Genomic DNA, 14365 nt, shown 5'->3' with positions numbered 1-14365 from the left:
GCAGGATTGCCCCTGACCTAGCCGGGAATGGCCCGATGGTCCAGCAGGGCAAGGAAAAACGGCCCCCGGCGGATGCCGGAGGCCGTCTGATTTCATCCCGAAGGGAAGGGGCCTCAGGCCTCTTCTGCCTCGTCATCGGCGGCTGCCGACAGGCCCGACGGTGCGGTGATGTTGGCGATCACGAAGTCGCGCTCGATGGTCGGCTTGACGCCTTCCGGCAGCTCGACCTGGCTGATGGTGATGGTGTCACCGATCTGCTTGCCGGTCAGGTCGACATAGATGTGTTCGGGGATGTCACCGGCCACGACCGACAGGTCGACGTCGGCACGCACCACGGTCAGCACACCGCCACGCTTCAGGCCGGGGGCGGCTGCGTGGTTGATGAACTCGACGGGGATGTGCAGGTTGACGCGGGTGGTGCGACGCAGGCGCAGGAAGTCGACGTGGGTCGGCAGATCCTTGACGACATCGCGCTGAACGCCGCGGCAGATGACGCGGACGTCTTCCTGGCCTTCGACCTTCAGGTTGAACAGCGTTGCCAGGAAGCGGCCCTGCTTGAGGCGCTTCAGCAGGTCGTTGAACGGCAGTTGGATCGAGACGGGCTCGGCGTCGCCACCGTAGACCACACCGGGAACCATGCCAGCACGACGAGCTGCGCGAGCGGCGCCCTTGCCCGTCCCCGCACGAACCTCGGCCACGAGATCAGGAATTTCTCCAGCCATTTTGTATCTCCTAAATGGGGCGGGCATCCTCCAAGGCTGTATGCCCGCGTTCAAGTCACGCGCGCTTACACGGATTCTTCCCGCAAGGGAAGGGCCCCCCGCCCGCAGGACGGGAATTTCCCGACCGGGACAACCGAATCTCAACCGGTGGCTGGCAGTCTCGACGGTGGATCATTCGGCAGAAGGTTGCAATGACACGAAGCAAGACGCTCGCGGCGGGCCTGGTGGGTCTGCTCCTGTGGCTGCCGCCTGCGGGCGTGGTGCGCGCCTCCTCCGTCCTGCCGCTGGCTGCAGGCGAGGGGGCGCTGTTTCCCGCCGCGGCCGCGCCGCTGCTGCCGGACCGGCCCGGATCCGGCGCGCCGGGCGGCGCCAGCCTGTTCGCCGGCCGCGCGGTGGGGGGGCTGTTCCAGATGGCGCCGCGCCCGGCCCCCGAGCCGCGCCATGCGCAGCCGCTGCCCCCCGGCACCCCGGTCGAGAAACTCCGCCACCTGATCGCCCGGGTCGAGGCCGGACCGGCAGGCTATGACGCCGTGGTCTATTCCGCCACCCGTCCGCCCAAGGCGCCGCCCACGCAGCTTTCCATCGCCGAGATCCGCCGCTGGATCGCCGAAACCCCCGGCCAGGACCATGCCATCGGCCGCTACCAGTTCATCCCCTCGACGCTGGAGGACCTGCTGCAAGCCCTGGGCGTGCCGCCGCAGACGCGGTTTTCTCCGCAGCTGCAGGACCGGCTGGCGGACCTGCTGCTGATCCAGGCCGGGCTGCAGGACTTCCTTTCGGGCAGCCTGCCGCGCACCCGTTTCATGGAGAACCTCGCGGGCATCTGGGCGGGCCTGCCGACCCGCAGCGGACGCTCGCGCTATGACGGGGTGGGGCAGAACCGCGCCGGGATCACCTGGGCGCGGTTCGAGGCCGAGATGGCGCGGATCTTCCCCGCCTGATCAGCCCTGCCAGCGCCCCGAGAACCCCTCCGGGATCTGCAGGCAGTCGCGGTCGACATCCTTGATGTCGCGCTTGCCGCACAGCGCCATCGAGATGTCCATCTCCTTGGCGATGATCTCCAGCGCGGTGCGCACGCCGTCCTCGCCATTGGCGCCCAGGCCATAGATAAACGAGCGCCCGATAAAGGTGCCGGTGGCCCCCATGGCAAGCGCCTTCAGCACGTCCTGCCCCGAGCGGATGCCGCTGTCGAGATGCACCTCGACCTCGCCGCCGACGGCCTGCAGGATCGGGTCCAGCGCCCGGATGGTGCTGATCGCGCCATCCAGCTGCCGGCCGCCGTGGTTCGATACCAGGATCGCGTCACAGCCGACTTTGGCGGCCATCTTGGCGTCCTCGGGGTCCAGGATCCCCTTCAGGATCACCTTGCCGCCCCAGAGGTTCTTGATCTCTTCGATCTTCTTCCAGTCAAGCTGGGGATCGAACTGCTCGGCCGTCCACGAGAACAGCGAGGACGGATCGGTGACGCCCTGTGCATGGCCGACGATATTGCCGAAGCTGCGGCGCTTGGTGGCCAGCATCTCCAGCCCCCAGGTCCACTTGGTCGCAAGATCCGCCATAACCGCGGGCGTCAGCTTCGGCGGTGCTGACAGGCCGTTCTTCAGGTCCTTGTGGCGTTGGCCCAGGATCTGCAGGTCGAGGGTGATCACCAGGGCGGAACATTTCGCATCCTTGGCCCGCTGGATCAGCCGCCGCAGGTAATCCTGGTCCTTCACGGTATAAAGCTGGAACCAGAAGGGGCGGGTGGTATGCTCGGCCACGTCCTCGATCGAGCAGATCGACATGGTGGACAGGGTGAAGGGCACGCCGAAGGCCTCGGCGGCGCGGGCGGCCTTGATCTCGCCATCGGCGCGCTGCATGCCGGTCAGCCCGACAGGGGCCAGCGCCACCGGCATGGCGACATCCTGCCCGATCATCTTCGAGGCCAGCGTCCGGTTCGACATGTCGACCGCAACGCGCTGCCGCAGGCGGATCTTCTCAAAATCCGAGGTGTTCTCGCGGAAGGTCTGCTCGGTCCAGGAGCCGCTTTCGGCATAGTCGTAGAACATCTTTGGCGTGCGTCGCTTGTGCAGGCGCTTCAGGTCGTCAATGCAGGTGATGACGGGCATGGCGGGCTCCTCGGAATGCGGTTAGTATTTCTTACCAATCGTGCCATCGTGTCACAAGCCCGGCCTTGACCGGATGCGGCGAACACAGGTTTGCCGCTGTCGGGAACGAAAGAAGGGGGGCTCTGCCCCCCTCTTGAGCCTCCGGCTTAATTCACCCCCCGGAGTATTTGTGGTCAGATGAAAGAACCGGTTCTTCATCATCTGACCACAAATACTCCGGGGGAGTCTCCGCAGGAGACGGGGGCAGAGCCCCCGCCACGGCGGGATCATGCGGAATGCGCACCGGCCGCAAGAGCCGCCACGAAGGAGAGCACATCTTCGGTGGACTTGCCCTGGGCAATCTCGTTCACGATGGCCGAGCCCACGACGCAGCCGTCGGCGACGCTTGCGACGTCATGGGCCGTTTCGGGGGTGCGCACGCCGAAGCCCACGATCACCGGCAGGTCGGTTCCGGCCTTGATGCGGGCAACTTCGGGGGCGATGGCGTCGGATTGTGCCGCTGCGGCGCCGGTGATGCCCGTCACCGAGACATAGTAGACGAAGCCCGAGGTGTTCTGCAGCACTTTCGGCAGGCGCCGGTCATCGGTCGTGGGGGTTGCCAGGCGGATGAAGTTGATGCCGGCGGCCTGGGCGGGCAGGCAGAGCTCTTCGTCTTCCTCGGGGGGCAGGTCGACCACGATCAGGCCGTCGATGCCGGCCTCTTTCGCCTCGGCCAGGAAACGGTCGACGCCGCGGGAATAGATCGGGTTGTAATAGCCCATCATGACGATCGGCGTCTTCTGGTCGGTTTCGCGGAAGGCCTTGGCCATGGCGAGGGTCTTGGGCAGCGTCATGCCCGCATCCAGGGCGCGCTGGCCGGCCAGCTGGATCGTCGGGCCGTCGGCCATCGGGTCGGTGAAGGGCAGGCCCAGCTCGATCACGTCGACGCCGGCGGCGGGCAGGCCCTTCATGATCTCTAGGGCCTTCGCCTCGTCCGGGTCGCCGGCCATGATATAGGCGACGAAGCCCTTGCGGCCCTGTTCCTTGAGTTCGGCAAACCTGGCGTCGATGCGGCTCATGTGCGGTCCTTCCCCGATTTTGCCTGAGGGTTTGGCGGAAACCGGGACGAAGAGCAAGAGCGCAGGGCGGCCCCTTCCGGGGCCTTGGCCGCATTTGCGCAAAGCGGCGGGTCAGGTGCCGGGGGCGCGGTCGCAGTTGATCATCCAGGGGATGCCGAAGCGGTCGGTGCAGGTGCCAAAGCCCGCCGCCCAGAAGGTCGGGCCGAAGGGCATGGTGATCTGGCCGCCCTCGGAGAGCTGTGCAAAAAGGCTTGCGGCCTCGTCGGGATCCGTGCGGTCAAGCTGCATCGTGAAGCCGCTGTAGCTGGTGCGCGTTGCCGGATCGAACGTGTCCGAGATCATGATCACCTGTTCGCCAAGACGCAGCCGCGCATGCATCACCCGGTCGGCCGTACCCTCGGGCAGGGGGGTGTCGCCGGGCATCTCGGCGAAGCTCTGGAGGGCTTCGAGCTGGGCGCCCAGCAGCCGGGTGTAAAGCGCGATCGCCGCGCGGGCGGTGCCGTCGAAGAACAGGTAGATGGCCATCGGGGGCCTCCTTTCACGGTCTGCGGGTGACCAGTGTAGCAGCTTCGCCTTGCGGCGTCTCTCTGCGCCCTCTATGACGCGCAAAACGGCGAAAGGAGCAGGCCATGGGCTTCAAAATGGGTATCGTCGGTCTGCCGAACGTCGGCAAATCGACGCTTTTCAACGCGCTGACGCGCACGGCGGCGGCGCAGGCGGCGAACTTTCCGTTCTGCACGATCGAACCCAACGTGGGCGAGGTCAACGTGCCGGACAAGCGTCTGGACGTGCTGGCCGAGATCGCCGGCAGCCGCAGCATCATTCCCGCGCGGATGACCTTCGTGGACATCGCGGGCCTGGTGAAGGGCGCCTCGAAGGGCGAGGGCCTGGGCAACCAGTTCCTGGCCAACATCCGCGAGACCGACGCCATCGCCCATGTGCTGCGCTGCTTTGAAGACGGCGACATCACCCACGTGGAAGGCCGCGTCGATCCGGTGGCCGATGCCGAGGTGATCGAGACCGAGCTGATGCTGGCCGATCTGGAAAGCATCGAAAAGCGCCGCGCCAACCTGGTGCGCAAGCTCAAGGGCAACGACAAGGAAGCCCAGCAGCAGGACCGCCTGCTGGCCGCCGCCCAGGCCGCCATCGAGGATGGCCGTCCGGCGCGCACCGTGGCCATCGACGCCGAGGACCTGAAGGCGTGGAAGATGCTGCAGCTTCTGACCTCGAAGCCGGTTCTGTACGTTTGCAACGTCAACGAGGAAGACGCGGCCAAGGGCAACGCCTTCTCGGCCGCGGTCGAGAAGATGGCCGCCGAACAGGGCGCGGGCAGCGTGCTGATCTCGGCCCGGATCGAGGAAGAGATCTCTCAGCTTGATGCCGAAGAGGCCGAGATGTTCCTGGGTGAGATGGGCCTGGAAGAGGCGGGCCTGGATCGTCTGATCCGCGCCGGCTACGACCTGCTGCACCTTGAGACCTACTTTACCGTCGGTCCGAAGGAAGCGCGCGCCTGGACGATCAAGCAGGGCACCGGTGCGCCGCAGGCCGCCGGCGTCATCCACGGCGATTTCGAACGCGGCTTCATCCGCGCCGAGACCATCGCCTATGTCGATTACGTCGCCGGCAAGGGCGAGCAGGGGGCCAAGGAAGCGGGCAAGATGCGCTCCGAGGGCAAGAGCTACATCGTCAAGGATGGCGATGTGCTGCACTTCCTGTTCAACACCTGATCGGGCGTTGCCCTGAAGGTGCGAAAAGGCCCGCCGGTTGGCGGGCCTTTCTGCGTTTTCGGGGGCGGGTTACTGGTGCACGATCTCGACGATGGTGCGGTTGTTGTCGACCAGCACGGGGACGCCGTTCACGTAGACATAGCTGTAGTGGCTGTCGGGGATGCGGGTCAGCTGCACGCCCTGGGGAATGCCGGCGCCACGGACGACTTCGCCTTCCAGGTAGACCTGCTTCGTGGGGTGCTGTTCGATATAGGTGACATCGGGGCGCGGCGGACGCATGTCATGGCCGTCGGGGGCCGGGCCGCGGGGCGGCGGCGGCATCCGCAGGGCCATCGGGGCACCCGAGGCGTCATGGTCATAGGGATGCGGATGATCGGGCTGCACCTCGACCGTCTTCAGGCGCAGGCGCTGGACATTATCGTGCACGATCACCGGTTTGTCGTCCAGCGAGGCGCTGAGATAGGCGCTGTAGGCCCAGCCCTGGCGGCCGTTGTAATCGACCTTGCACCACGACAGCTGGCTGGCGCATTGCTCGACCACGACCGAGGCATTGCCAGGGATCACCCCGACGACGCTGGCCTGGGTGCCGGGCGCGGAGCGCATGTTGAGGTCGGTGGTGGCGGTGGCACTGGTGGCGGCCATGGCGCCGGTGGCGGTCATGATGGCCAGGGCGCTGAGGCCTGCGATCTTGGCGAACATAAGAAGTCTCCTTGGTGTTCCCTGGGCGGCGCCGCGGCGCGGCCCGTGCATGGGAAGAGAACCGGTGTGACGCCTTCGAGGTTCCGAATGCAACGGGGGGCAGGTGTGGAAATCCGCCGAAGCCGGGGCTGGATCGTTCACGATTGTTACGGAAATCAAAGGGTGATCCGGCTGCCCTGAGGGCAGGGCGAAATTTTTTCGGATCGCTGGTTTTCGGCCTTGTTTCAGCTTCGTGTGCCCAATATACGGGTCGACGGAGACGTGGCCGAGTGGTCGAAGGCACACCCCTGCTAAGGGTGCAGACGGGTAACCGTCTCGAGGGTTCGAATCCCTTCGTCTCCGCCACCTACCATTTTCATTGAATGGCCTTGGGGCGCTTGATAGCGTATAAGTCTATGGACTTATGCGCTTATTCTCGTTCGTTGATTGCGTTCGTTTCACTTCGATTGCGCTCGGTTCTGTTCGTTCCGTGGTATGAAAGGTGGTACGTCCGATGGCCTACACCTCTGGCAAACTGACCAAGAATCTCGTCCGCACCCTCGGCCCGGGGCGGCACGGCGACGGCAATGGCCTCTACCTTGTCGTCGACCCGTCCGGCGCTCGCCGCTGGATCGTGCGCGTCACAGTGAAGGGGCAGCGCAATCGCCAGGGCAAGCCCAATCGAACGGACTTCGGCCTCGGCGGCGCTGACATCATCACCCTGACGGTCGCCCGTGAGCGAGCGCTTGAATACCGACGCCTCGCCAAGCAGGGGTTGAACCCGAAGTACCATCGCGACAAGGAGGTGCCATGCTTCGAGGAGGTCGCACGGCAGGTCCATATCGAGCGTCTGCCGACCTGGAAGAACCCGAAGCACGGCCAGCAGTGGATCAACACGCTCGCAGATTACGCCTTCCCCAAGATCGGCCGCTTGCCTGTGTCTGAGATTGATCAGCCAGAAGTCTTGCAAGTCCTCTCTCCTATCTGGACCGAGAAGCATGAGACCGCTCGTCGTGTCGCACAACGCATGAAGGCGGTTCTGGACGTCGCCCGCTCACGCGGCTTCCGTGAAGGCGAGAATCCCGTGACGGTCGTCATGGACGCTCGTGTCCTGCCGCGCGTGAAGGCCAAGGTGAAGCACCACAATGCCATGCGGTGGCAGGACGTCCCGGCGTTCTACGGCCAGCTATCTCGGCAAAGCGGCATGGCGGCTAAGGCATTGATGTTCACCTGCCTGACAGGATGCCGGACCAGCGAAGTCCTTCAAGCGGTTTGGGAAGAGTTCGACTTCGATGAGCTGACTTGGGCGATACCCGAAGCGCGAACCAAAACGGGCTCAGAGCATCGCGTCCCGTTAACTGCCCAAATGCTGGAGATCATCGATCCGCTCAAGGCGCTTCGTGCCAACTGCGTTTTTGAGGGACAACGCCGCCACAAACCCCTCTCCAACATGTCCATGTTGATGCTTTTGCGGCGGATGAAGATCGAGGATGTGACTGTCCATGGGTTCCGCTCTGCGTTTCGGGATTGGGCAGCCGAGGTTGGCAACCATCCGCGCGAGGTCGCTGAACTGAGTTTGGGCCACAAGGTTGGGTCCGAAGTCGAGAGGGCTTATGCGCGATCTGATCTCCTTCAACGTCGCCGCGTGCTGATGTCAGAATGGTGTGAGCATGTTCATGGAGGTACCGCGGATGGATGACCAGGAGGCACGGTTCCGGCGGATATCGCGCGAGAAACGCACTCGCACGGCTCGCCGACGCTGGAGCGCGTATAAGGCTCATTTTTCAGTTCCGGACGTAAATCCCTACCGGCAAGCCCACGCAGAAAAAGTGAAGCTGATAGACGATATCCTTGAAGAGTACCTTCGTATTCCACTTGTCTGCGCCGAGTCATATTTCGCTGCGAGCCTGATTTATAACGATGACGAGGGGCCTATTTGGTATCTCGACAAGTCTCAGCATGGCAAAGATGTAACAAAGAAGGCTATCGACGCTCTCAAACGTGCCGAGCAGATCTTGCATGGAGAGGAGGTGTGGCTGGGTGGCGCGAACTCCTCGGGAGATGTCTCAGCTTTTCGTCAGAACCTGGCAGCCATCTTGACGAGCATACCGGCCCCCGGGAACCTTATGTTCGATGTAGACTTGTTCAACGAGCCTCGTTCCAAAATTCATCGTTTGGTCTCCGCCTATCGTGCTCATCTTGAGCTACAGGCACCGCACCAAAATAGGGGGAATGCGCTCGCAGACCGGGTGGCCCTAGCTTTGCGAGCGGCCTACGAACACTACCTGAAGAAGCCAGTAACTTGCGGGAAGTATGTGGCTGATGGCAGCGTCGTCCTGAGCGGTGTATTCTGTCGCTGCCTTGATGAAGTTTACGAAGCAATCAATTTGAAAACAGAAACTTACGCCAGAGCGAGACGGGCGAAGGGACGTCCTGAAACTGACGAGAACTTGCGATTTTACCGTCAATGCCTGATCGAGAATAGCCAGTTTGATGAAGACCAACCTCTTCTGTTTTCGGAAGTTGGTTGGGTCGAAAACATGACACCAGAGCAGAAATCTATCAATTCAGTAGCAATGAGCGACAAGCGACTGGAGTATCTGCTTTGCTATACGAAATGTTCGATGGAAACCGGCTCTATGATGACGCTGACGAAGAGCTAGACATCATTGCGCCCCGATCAAAACGGGCACAATGGCGGCACCGCAGGGTCGGGCCTCCCTTCCTAAAATTTGGCAGGCGTGTGAAGTATCATGGCGCTGATTTGAACGCGTATGTTGAAGAGAACCGCGTTTCGCCAGGCGATGTGGCCTAGGCCAGAAAAGCAAAACCCCGCACCGGGCGGAGCCTTGCTTTGATTTCTTGCGCACCAGAAGTCTAAGCCCAAGCCGCCCCAATACTCAACCCTGTAGCCGATGCCGTTCTCGGTATCGCCAGACCGCCTGAGGCGGGCTGCCGGGAAAGGCTTGCTCAATGATGCACACAAATGAGCCTGGCGCTGCACTCATGGTGCGCGCCCCTAACGAGGGCCACGCGAAACTACGTGGTCGCGTTCGACCCAATTTATCAGGAACGGCGTCGATGTCTGGTCTGCCCTCCCTTGTAGGCTTCCTGCCGCGAAATGTCTGCTCGGCCTTCCTGAGGGCGGACGCGTCATGAGTTGGCAGGTCTCAAATCGATGCAATAAACGCAAGTTCGGCAGCGCCCCACGCAAGCAAGTCATCATGTTCTTGGCGGACAAGGCTTCTGACGATGGCGAGGGCGTCTATTGCTCCAAACACAGCATCGCGAAGTTCACCGAACTGAGCTTGGCCACGGTCAAGCGCATCGTTCGTGACTTCATCGCCGAGGGCATCCTAGTTCAGACAGGGGAGCGCGAATGTGACTACGGGTACACAAACGAGTATCGCATTTGTCTTGCAACCGTGTCCAATCTGCATGACCTGACGAAAAGAAAAACGGACGCTCAAGGGGGGCAACAGCAAACCGGGGTCAGCAAGACCCCGGATGCGAATGACCCGGCCCCCGAGGTCACCACGACCCCACCCCCGGGGTCTTCACGACCCCCAAACCATACTAAAACCACCCAGAAACCACCTACGCGCGTGGATGCACGCGAGGCGGATAATCAGGATTTCGAGAAAGCTTGGTCAGCCTATCCGGCGGATCGGCGACGGAAAAAGACCACCTGTCGCCAGCATTTCCAACAGGCACTCGACGACGGGACACCTGCTGAGGAGCTATCCTGCGCAGTCCGAGCCTACGCGACCGAGACCGAAGGCTACACCCGCTCGAAGGTGTGCTTCTCTGACAACTGGTTCCGGGAGAGCCGCTGGAAGCGCTATGTCGAAGAGGCCCGTGAAGCGCAAATCGACGCGGCCGAAAAAGAGGGAAAGCACTTTCGCCAGCTCGCCAGATACGTTCGGGAGCGCAATTGGATGTGCCAGCACATTTCCCGCAATCAGGCCAGTGAGTTGCTGGCGCGTGGCCTGGTTGCAGAGGCAGAGCTTCGCCGTGCGGAGGTGGCATGGTGACCTCGAACATCAAGCAGTCTGCACAAAGAGCAAGGCGACCCATGTCATACGCTGACGCTTCTGACACGGGACCTTGCGAGGGGTGGCAAGCCTCCCCTTCGAACCCCACCGGCGCGGCCCTAGGCCGCGCAAAGGAGCCGCGCACGGAAACCTTCGTTTTCCGATGCTCGGCGCAAGAGAAGGCGGCGCTTCGAGCGAAAGCCGAAGCGGCGGGTTTGTCTGCCGCCGAGCTGCTGCGGGAGGCCCTGTGGGCCACGCAGTCTCGGCGACGCAAACCCGCACCCCGCGTTGACCCTTCTCTCGTTCTGGCCGTGGCGCGCTACGGCGGGAACCTCAACCAGATCGCGCGCTGGTTGAACACGGCGACCCGCGCGGGCCGATCCAGCGAGGTCGAAGCCCTGCGCGTGGCGGCGGCGCTGGTGAGCATCGAGCGGCGGTTGGTGGAAATCCTTGCACAGCATCGGAGGCCGCCCGGATGCTGATCAAGTTCTTTCCCAACGGCAAAGGCGGCGGTGCGGGGCCGGTCGAATACCTGACCGCCCGCACCGTGCTGGCTTATGACGACAACCGCGACCTGATCCGCGATGCGTCGGGCCAGCCCATGACCGTGACGCGTGCGCCGCTGCCAGAGGTCGTGCGCGGCGATCCACAGGGCATGATCGACCTGATCGACGCTTGCCCGCACCAATGGACCTACCGCGCCGGCGTCGTCAGCTTCGCCGGCGAGGACGCCCCGACCGAAGACCAGCAGCAGGAGGTGATCGACCGTTTCGAAGAGATCGCCTTCGCCGGGCTCGATGCAGACCGCTACGCCTGCCTCTGGGTGCGCCACACCCACGAGGATCGCGTCGAGCTGCATTTCTGCACGCCGCGCATGGAGCTGTACAGCGGGCACAGCCTCAACATTGCCCCGCCCGGCTATGAGCGTGCCTTCGACAGCCTGCGCGACTTGATGAACAGAACCCATGGATGGGCCGATCCTTTGGATGCAGCACGCAGGCTCGACTTCAAAGAAGTCAGGGAGTCAGCGGAGCGGAAGCAAGCCCGGGCAGAAATCCATGATTGGTTACGTGATCATATCTCGGTCGGGCTCATCACGGATCGTGCGACCTTGATCACCGCGTTTCAGGACGCGGGGTACGAGGTCAATCGGCAGCGAGGCAACACTGTCTCGATCGTCGATCCAATCTCAAAAGAAAATTTCAGACTAAAAGGGACGTGTTTTCATGAAAACTGGAGAGCCGAAGCAACGGTTGAGCGAGAAGCTGAACGCGGACATGGAGCGGATCAGGGCCGAGAACGCCGCCTCGATCGACGCACAGTTGCAGAGCTTCAGGACCGATTTGAAGGGCATTGCCGAAAACGCGCTGGCTACAATCAAGACCGATACGGAAGGCTACCTGCTGCGCGTGAGGAAACACCTCATGAGGCAGAGCGCGAACGCAGCACGGCCGGAGTGGAAAGCCCTGATGTGGCCGACATTGGTAGCTTGCTGCCTGATGATCAGCACGGGGATTTCGACATGGTCGGTCATGACCTGGCTGATGCCGAACCTGAACACGATGGGTCTGCGAGTGATCGACCGTCCCGAGGCGACTTATCTGATCCCACGCGATGGCCGGGCGACGCTGGACCGGTGTCAATTGGCGGGGGCGCCGGTGGACTGTCTCGTTCTGCCGAAGGAGTGAGCGATGCATGGTCTGACAGCGTTAGAGCGCGAATTGCTGAGCTGCGTCGAGCGGTTGACGGAAGCCTCGAAGGAATCCGCGCAGGAGTTGACAACCTACGGCGAGGAGACGCGGACGGAGCTGGCTGGGTTACGCAGCTCCGTGATCGCGTTGCTCAGATCACAGCTCTCCTTAGCCGCAGCATTGAGCGCTTGGATGCCGGATTCCGCGCAGCTCAACGACAGCATGGAACAGGCGCAGAGAGCGAAGAAGCACCTCGAGACGCGCTGAGCGAAGACAGGGAGGATACCCATGCGCTCCAACACTAAACCGCGCTTCCCGGTGAACCCATGGCTGGCATGGCGTCCGGGCAGTGATCGCGCGTTCGACGCCTTGGAGCGCATCGGGGTGCTAATCCGTAGCGGGGCATGCTGGGACGACAGCTATGCCTTCGAGCTGGGCGCGCAGGCCCGACGATACGCCAACCAGTGCCCGAAAGGATTTCGCCACGGGCTGGAAATCGTGCTCAGCGAACACGGCAATCTCGCCGCGATCCAAGGTTGGCTGAGCGCGGCACCGAGCCGCGACTTCACGCACATCGATCAATCACCTCGAAGCGCCGACTGATCGGAGGAAACCGACATGAAATTGCTCACCACGCTAATCCTGATCGCCTCAGCTGGCCCCGTCTACGCAGATACGGCCACGCCTTTACTTTCCGCCAGCTCTGCCCGAACAGATCGCTACGGCTGCACGGTCAGAAAGCGCCCGGATGGAATGACCTACAGGGGATTCCGCGATGCATGGCGCAATACCGCCGCAGATGACCTCTATTCCCTTCGAAGACACCAGGCGGCGCTAGAGGCGGGCTCATGTGCCTGCGATGCACTCTGGCCTGACTGGTCCAGCATCAAAGAGGAGTTCGACGCGCTTGGCTTCGCTGATCCGCAGGCAACGGACAGCCTTCATGTCACCTGGGCCGCCACCGAGTATTTCCCTGTCATTTCGAACCTTCGCGCAGCACTGCGGGAACAATGTCAGGAGGCTGATTGATGGGGATCGTTACATTCATCGTAGAGGCAGCCGACAAGGGCCTAGATACCGTCGCAACTTCGCAGTTCGCCGCCGTAGCAGAGATTTCCGGCACGATCATCATGGGGGCCGCGACCGTTGCGATCATCGCGCTCTTCATCAACATGGCATGGCAAATTCGGCCCATGGACGGGCGAGAGATGCTAGTGCTGCTCTTCAAGATCAGCTTGATCAAGGCGTTCGCGCTGAACTGGGCGAACTTCAACTTTGTCAGCCAGCACCTGATCGACGGGCTGGACGAGCTCGCTGGCAGCCTGATCGGCTCAGCGACCGGCGAGGATGCGATTGGGTCGGCCTATTTCGCGGCGCGGTTCGATCTGCAAATGGACCGGCTGGCAGAGTACGGGAATGAAGCCGCCTCTCATATGTCGAGGGTCAGCAAGGCGCTGATGGGCGTTTTCTTCATGGCCCTGATTGCCCTAGTGGGCGGGCTGGCCGGAGCTGTTTTGGTTCTTGCGAAAATGATGATCACGCTGCTGGTTGGTCTGGCGCCGATCATGATCCTCTGCTCGATGTTTGACGTGACTAAGGACTATTTTCATCGCTGGATGTCGTCACTGGCGAGCTTCGCCCTCTATCCAGTCGTGATCGCTGGGGTCTTTTCGATGGTCTTCGGCTTGGTTAGCTTGCTCGTCAGTGATCTCGGCTCGATCGATACAGCCGACAAAGCTGGGAAGATGGTGCCGTTTCTCGGAGTAGTAATCCTGTCTCTTGCTATGGTACTGGCAATTCCCTTCATCGTGCCCATGCTATCAGGAAATCTGCAAGCTGGCTGGGCAGCCTCCAGTGTGAGCGCGGGAATTAGACAGGTACTTCCTCGAAGAAACGCGACACCAGCCATTAGCAACGCATCTCGCGGACGTGCCAACGAAAATAGGAAACTAGGTCAAGAGAGAACGCGAACTTCCGACACGTTGAGAAACTCAACCGCCTCGGTAAGCACTGGCACAAAGATGCGCCACAGGATGGAGCGAACCGAGCGCCTAAAGAAGTGACTTTGGGTAGCAGAAGCGGGCCACCGACTCGTGGCCAACAGAATGCACAGCGACCAGAAGTTGTGCGCTCGCTACGCCGCGAAAAACTGTTCAGCTGCCATCGTCTGCCAGCAGTAGGCAGGCGATCGGCACGGATGTTAACGAAAGACCTCGGCTTTCAGCCCGTAGCAGGGTCTCCCCGTGATGTATCGTTGACACGTAGCCCAGCCGAAGGCCAACCCCACCGCATGCCAAGCGCTGTCCCCATCGATAACATCGGCGCTGGCCAACCAGCCTGCCCGCAC

15 protein-coding genes and 1 tRNA gene are annotated in these 14365 nt (G+C 62.3%); 11 read left to right on the top strand and 5 right to left on the bottom strand.

Features of this window, described 5'->3' with window-relative positions; translation table 11 throughout:
• Positions 1-113 precede the first annotated feature (113 nt).
• The gene (locus tag AC2ITM_RS15145; protein WP_486467460.1) at positions 114-722 is read right to left on the bottom strand and encodes a 50S ribosomal protein L25/general stress protein Ctc; all 609 of its coding nucleotides are present in this window, start codon (positions 720-722) and stop codon (positions 114-116) included.
• 191 nt (positions 723-913) lie between these two features.
• On the opposite strand from AC2ITM_RS15145, the gene AC2ITM_RS15140 reads away from it, so the two are divergent.
• Positions 914-1663 carry a hypothetical protein gene (locus tag AC2ITM_RS15140; RefSeq protein ID WP_486467459.1) on the top strand — a complete coding sequence of 250 codons (750 nt, stop codon included), beginning with the start codon at positions 914-916 and terminating at the stop codon, positions 1661-1663.
• On the opposite strand, the gene AC2ITM_RS15135 is transcribed toward AC2ITM_RS15140, so the two are convergent.
• The 3 genes from AC2ITM_RS15135 to AC2ITM_RS15125 all read right to left on the bottom strand — a co-directional run bounded on the left by AC2ITM_RS15135 (position 1664) and on the right by AC2ITM_RS15125 (position 4413).
• Complete coding sequence (locus AC2ITM_RS15135; protein WP_486467458.1) at positions 1664-2830, bottom strand: alpha-hydroxy acid oxidase; 1167 nt, start codon at positions 2828-2830, stop codon at positions 1664-1666.
• Positions 2831-3096: 266 nt separating this feature from the next.
• On the bottom strand, positions 3097-3888 hold the full coding sequence (gene trpA, locus AC2ITM_RS15130) for a tryptophan synthase subunit alpha (RefSeq protein ID WP_486467457.1): 792 nt from the start codon (positions 3886-3888) through the stop codon (positions 3097-3099).
• Between the two features lie 111 nt (positions 3889-3999).
• The gene (locus AC2ITM_RS15125; RefSeq protein WP_486467456.1) at positions 4000-4413 is read right to left on the bottom strand and encodes a VOC family protein; all 414 of its coding nucleotides are present in this window, start codon (positions 4411-4413) and stop codon (positions 4000-4002) included.
• A gap of 104 nt (positions 4414-4517) precedes the next feature.
• Here AC2ITM_RS15125 and ychF point away from each other — a divergent pair, with 104 nt between their 5' ends.
• Entirely contained in the window at positions 4518-5615 is a 1098-nt protein-coding gene (gene ychF, locus AC2ITM_RS15120; RefSeq protein WP_486467455.1) for a redox-regulated ATPase YchF, read from the top strand.
• Positions 5616-5684: 69 nt separating this feature from the next.
• Here ychF and AC2ITM_RS15115 read toward each other — a convergent pair whose 3' ends face one another.
• The gene (locus AC2ITM_RS15115; protein ID WP_486467454.1) at positions 5685-6314 is read right to left on the bottom strand and encodes a DUF1236 domain-containing protein; all 630 of its coding nucleotides are present in this window, start codon (positions 6312-6314) and stop codon (positions 5685-5687) included.
• Positions 6315-6569: 255 nt separating this feature from the next.
• Between AC2ITM_RS15115 and AC2ITM_RS15110 the strand changes: the two genes are divergently transcribed.
• From AC2ITM_RS15110 to AC2ITM_RS15070, 9 genes are all read left to right on the top strand, one after another.
• A tRNA-Ser gene (locus AC2ITM_RS15110) sits at positions 6570-6659 on the top strand.
• Between the two features lie 148 nt (positions 6660-6807).
• Positions 6808-7992: a tyrosine-type recombinase/integrase gene (locus AC2ITM_RS15105; protein WP_486467453.1), complete on the top strand. Its 1185-nt coding sequence runs from the start codon at positions 6808-6810 to the stop codon at positions 7990-7992.
• Complete coding sequence (locus tag AC2ITM_RS15100; protein ID WP_486467452.1) at positions 7985-8956, top strand: hypothetical protein; 972 nt, start codon at positions 7985-7987, stop codon at positions 8954-8956. The genes AC2ITM_RS15105 and AC2ITM_RS15100 overlap by 8 nt, the downstream gene beginning before the upstream one ends.
• 492 nt (positions 8957-9448) lie before the next feature.
• Positions 9449-10327, top strand: a complete 879-nt coding sequence (locus AC2ITM_RS15095) for a hypothetical protein (RefSeq protein ID WP_486467451.1) — start codon at positions 9449-9451, stop codon at positions 10325-10327.
• On the top strand, positions 10321-10809 hold the full coding sequence (locus AC2ITM_RS15090) for a plasmid mobilization protein (RefSeq protein WP_486467450.1): 489 nt from the start codon (positions 10321-10323) through the stop codon (positions 10807-10809). Before AC2ITM_RS15095 ends, AC2ITM_RS15090 begins: the two co-directional genes overlap by 7 nt.
• Positions 10803-12323: a relaxase family protein gene (locus AC2ITM_RS15085; protein ID WP_486467449.1), complete on the top strand. Its 1521-nt coding sequence runs from the start codon at positions 10803-10805 to the stop codon at positions 12321-12323. Before AC2ITM_RS15090 ends, AC2ITM_RS15085 begins: the two co-directional genes overlap by 7 nt.
• A complete protein-coding gene (locus tag AC2ITM_RS15080) occupies positions 12307-12621 on the top strand; it encodes a hypothetical protein (protein WP_486467448.1) in 315 nt (104 codons plus the stop codon). The genes AC2ITM_RS15085 and AC2ITM_RS15080 overlap by 17 nt, the downstream gene beginning before the upstream one ends.
• Before the next feature lie 15 nt (positions 12622-12636).
• Complete coding sequence (locus AC2ITM_RS15075) at positions 12637-13047, top strand: hypothetical protein (RefSeq protein WP_486467447.1); 411 nt, start codon at positions 12637-12639, stop codon at positions 13045-13047.
• Positions 13047-14081, top strand: coding sequence for a TrbL/VirB6 family protein (locus AC2ITM_RS15070; protein ID WP_486469447.1), 1035 nt, complete (start codon positions 13047-13049; stop codon positions 14079-14081). Before AC2ITM_RS15075 ends, AC2ITM_RS15070 begins: the two co-directional genes overlap by 1 nt.
• Positions 14082-14365: the final 284 nt, after the last annotated feature.

It is taken from the genome of Pseudooceanicola sp. NS-SX9 (genome assembly GCF_057380705.1).
The sequence above is the reverse complement of the archived record's forward strand: the minus strand, read 5'-3'. Positions and strand labels throughout refer to the sequence as shown.

Coding starts and splice junctions, on each gene's coding strand:
- AC2ITM_RS15100 (WP_486467452.1), top strand. CDS start 7,985: ATGGATGACCAGGAGGCACGGTTCCGGCGGATATCGCGCGAGAAACGC.
- AC2ITM_RS15075 (WP_486467447.1), top strand. CDS start 12,637: ATGAAATTGCTCACCACGCTAATCCTGATCGCCTCAGCTGGCCCCGTC.
- AC2ITM_RS15115 (WP_486467454.1), bottom strand. CDS start 6,314: ATGTTCGCCAAGATCGCAGGCCTCAGCGCCCTGGCCATCATGACCGCC.
- AC2ITM_RS15080 (WP_486467448.1), top strand. CDS start 12,307: ATGCGCTCCAACACTAAACCGCGCTTCCCGGTGAACCCATGGCTGGCA.
- trpA (WP_486467457.1), bottom strand. CDS start 3,888: ATGAGCCGCATCGACGCCAGGTTTGCCGAACTCAAGGAACAGGGCCGC.
- AC2ITM_RS15140 (WP_486467459.1), top strand. CDS start 914: ATGACACGAAGCAAGACGCTCGCGGCGGGCCTGGTGGGTCTGCTCCTG.
- AC2ITM_RS15070 (WP_486469447.1), top strand. CDS start 13,047: ATGGGGATCGTTACATTCATCGTAGAGGCAGCCGACAAGGGCCTAGAT.
- AC2ITM_RS15090 (WP_486467450.1), top strand. CDS start 10,321: ATGGTGACCTCGAACATCAAGCAGTCTGCACAAAGAGCAAGGCGACCC.
- AC2ITM_RS15095 (WP_486467451.1), top strand. CDS start 9,449: ATGAGTTGGCAGGTCTCAAATCGATGCAATAAACGCAAGTTCGGCAGC.
- AC2ITM_RS15125 (WP_486467456.1), bottom strand. CDS start 4,413: ATGGCCATCTACCTGTTCTTCGACGGCACCGCCCGCGCGGCGATCGCG.
- ychF (WP_486467455.1), top strand. CDS start 4,518: ATGGGCTTCAAAATGGGTATCGTCGGTCTGCCGAACGTCGGCAAATCG.
- AC2ITM_RS15135 (WP_486467458.1), bottom strand. CDS start 2,830: ATGCCCGTCATCACCTGCATTGACGACCTGAAGCGCCTGCACAAGCGA.
- AC2ITM_RS15105 (WP_486467453.1), top strand. CDS start 6,808: ATGGCCTACACCTCTGGCAAACTGACCAAGAATCTCGTCCGCACCCTC.
- AC2ITM_RS15085 (WP_486467449.1), top strand. CDS start 10,803: ATGCTGATCAAGTTCTTTCCCAACGGCAAAGGCGGCGGTGCGGGGCCG.
- AC2ITM_RS15145 (WP_486467460.1), bottom strand. CDS start 722: ATGGCTGGAGAAATTCCTGATCTCGTGGCCGAGGTTCGTGCGGGGACG.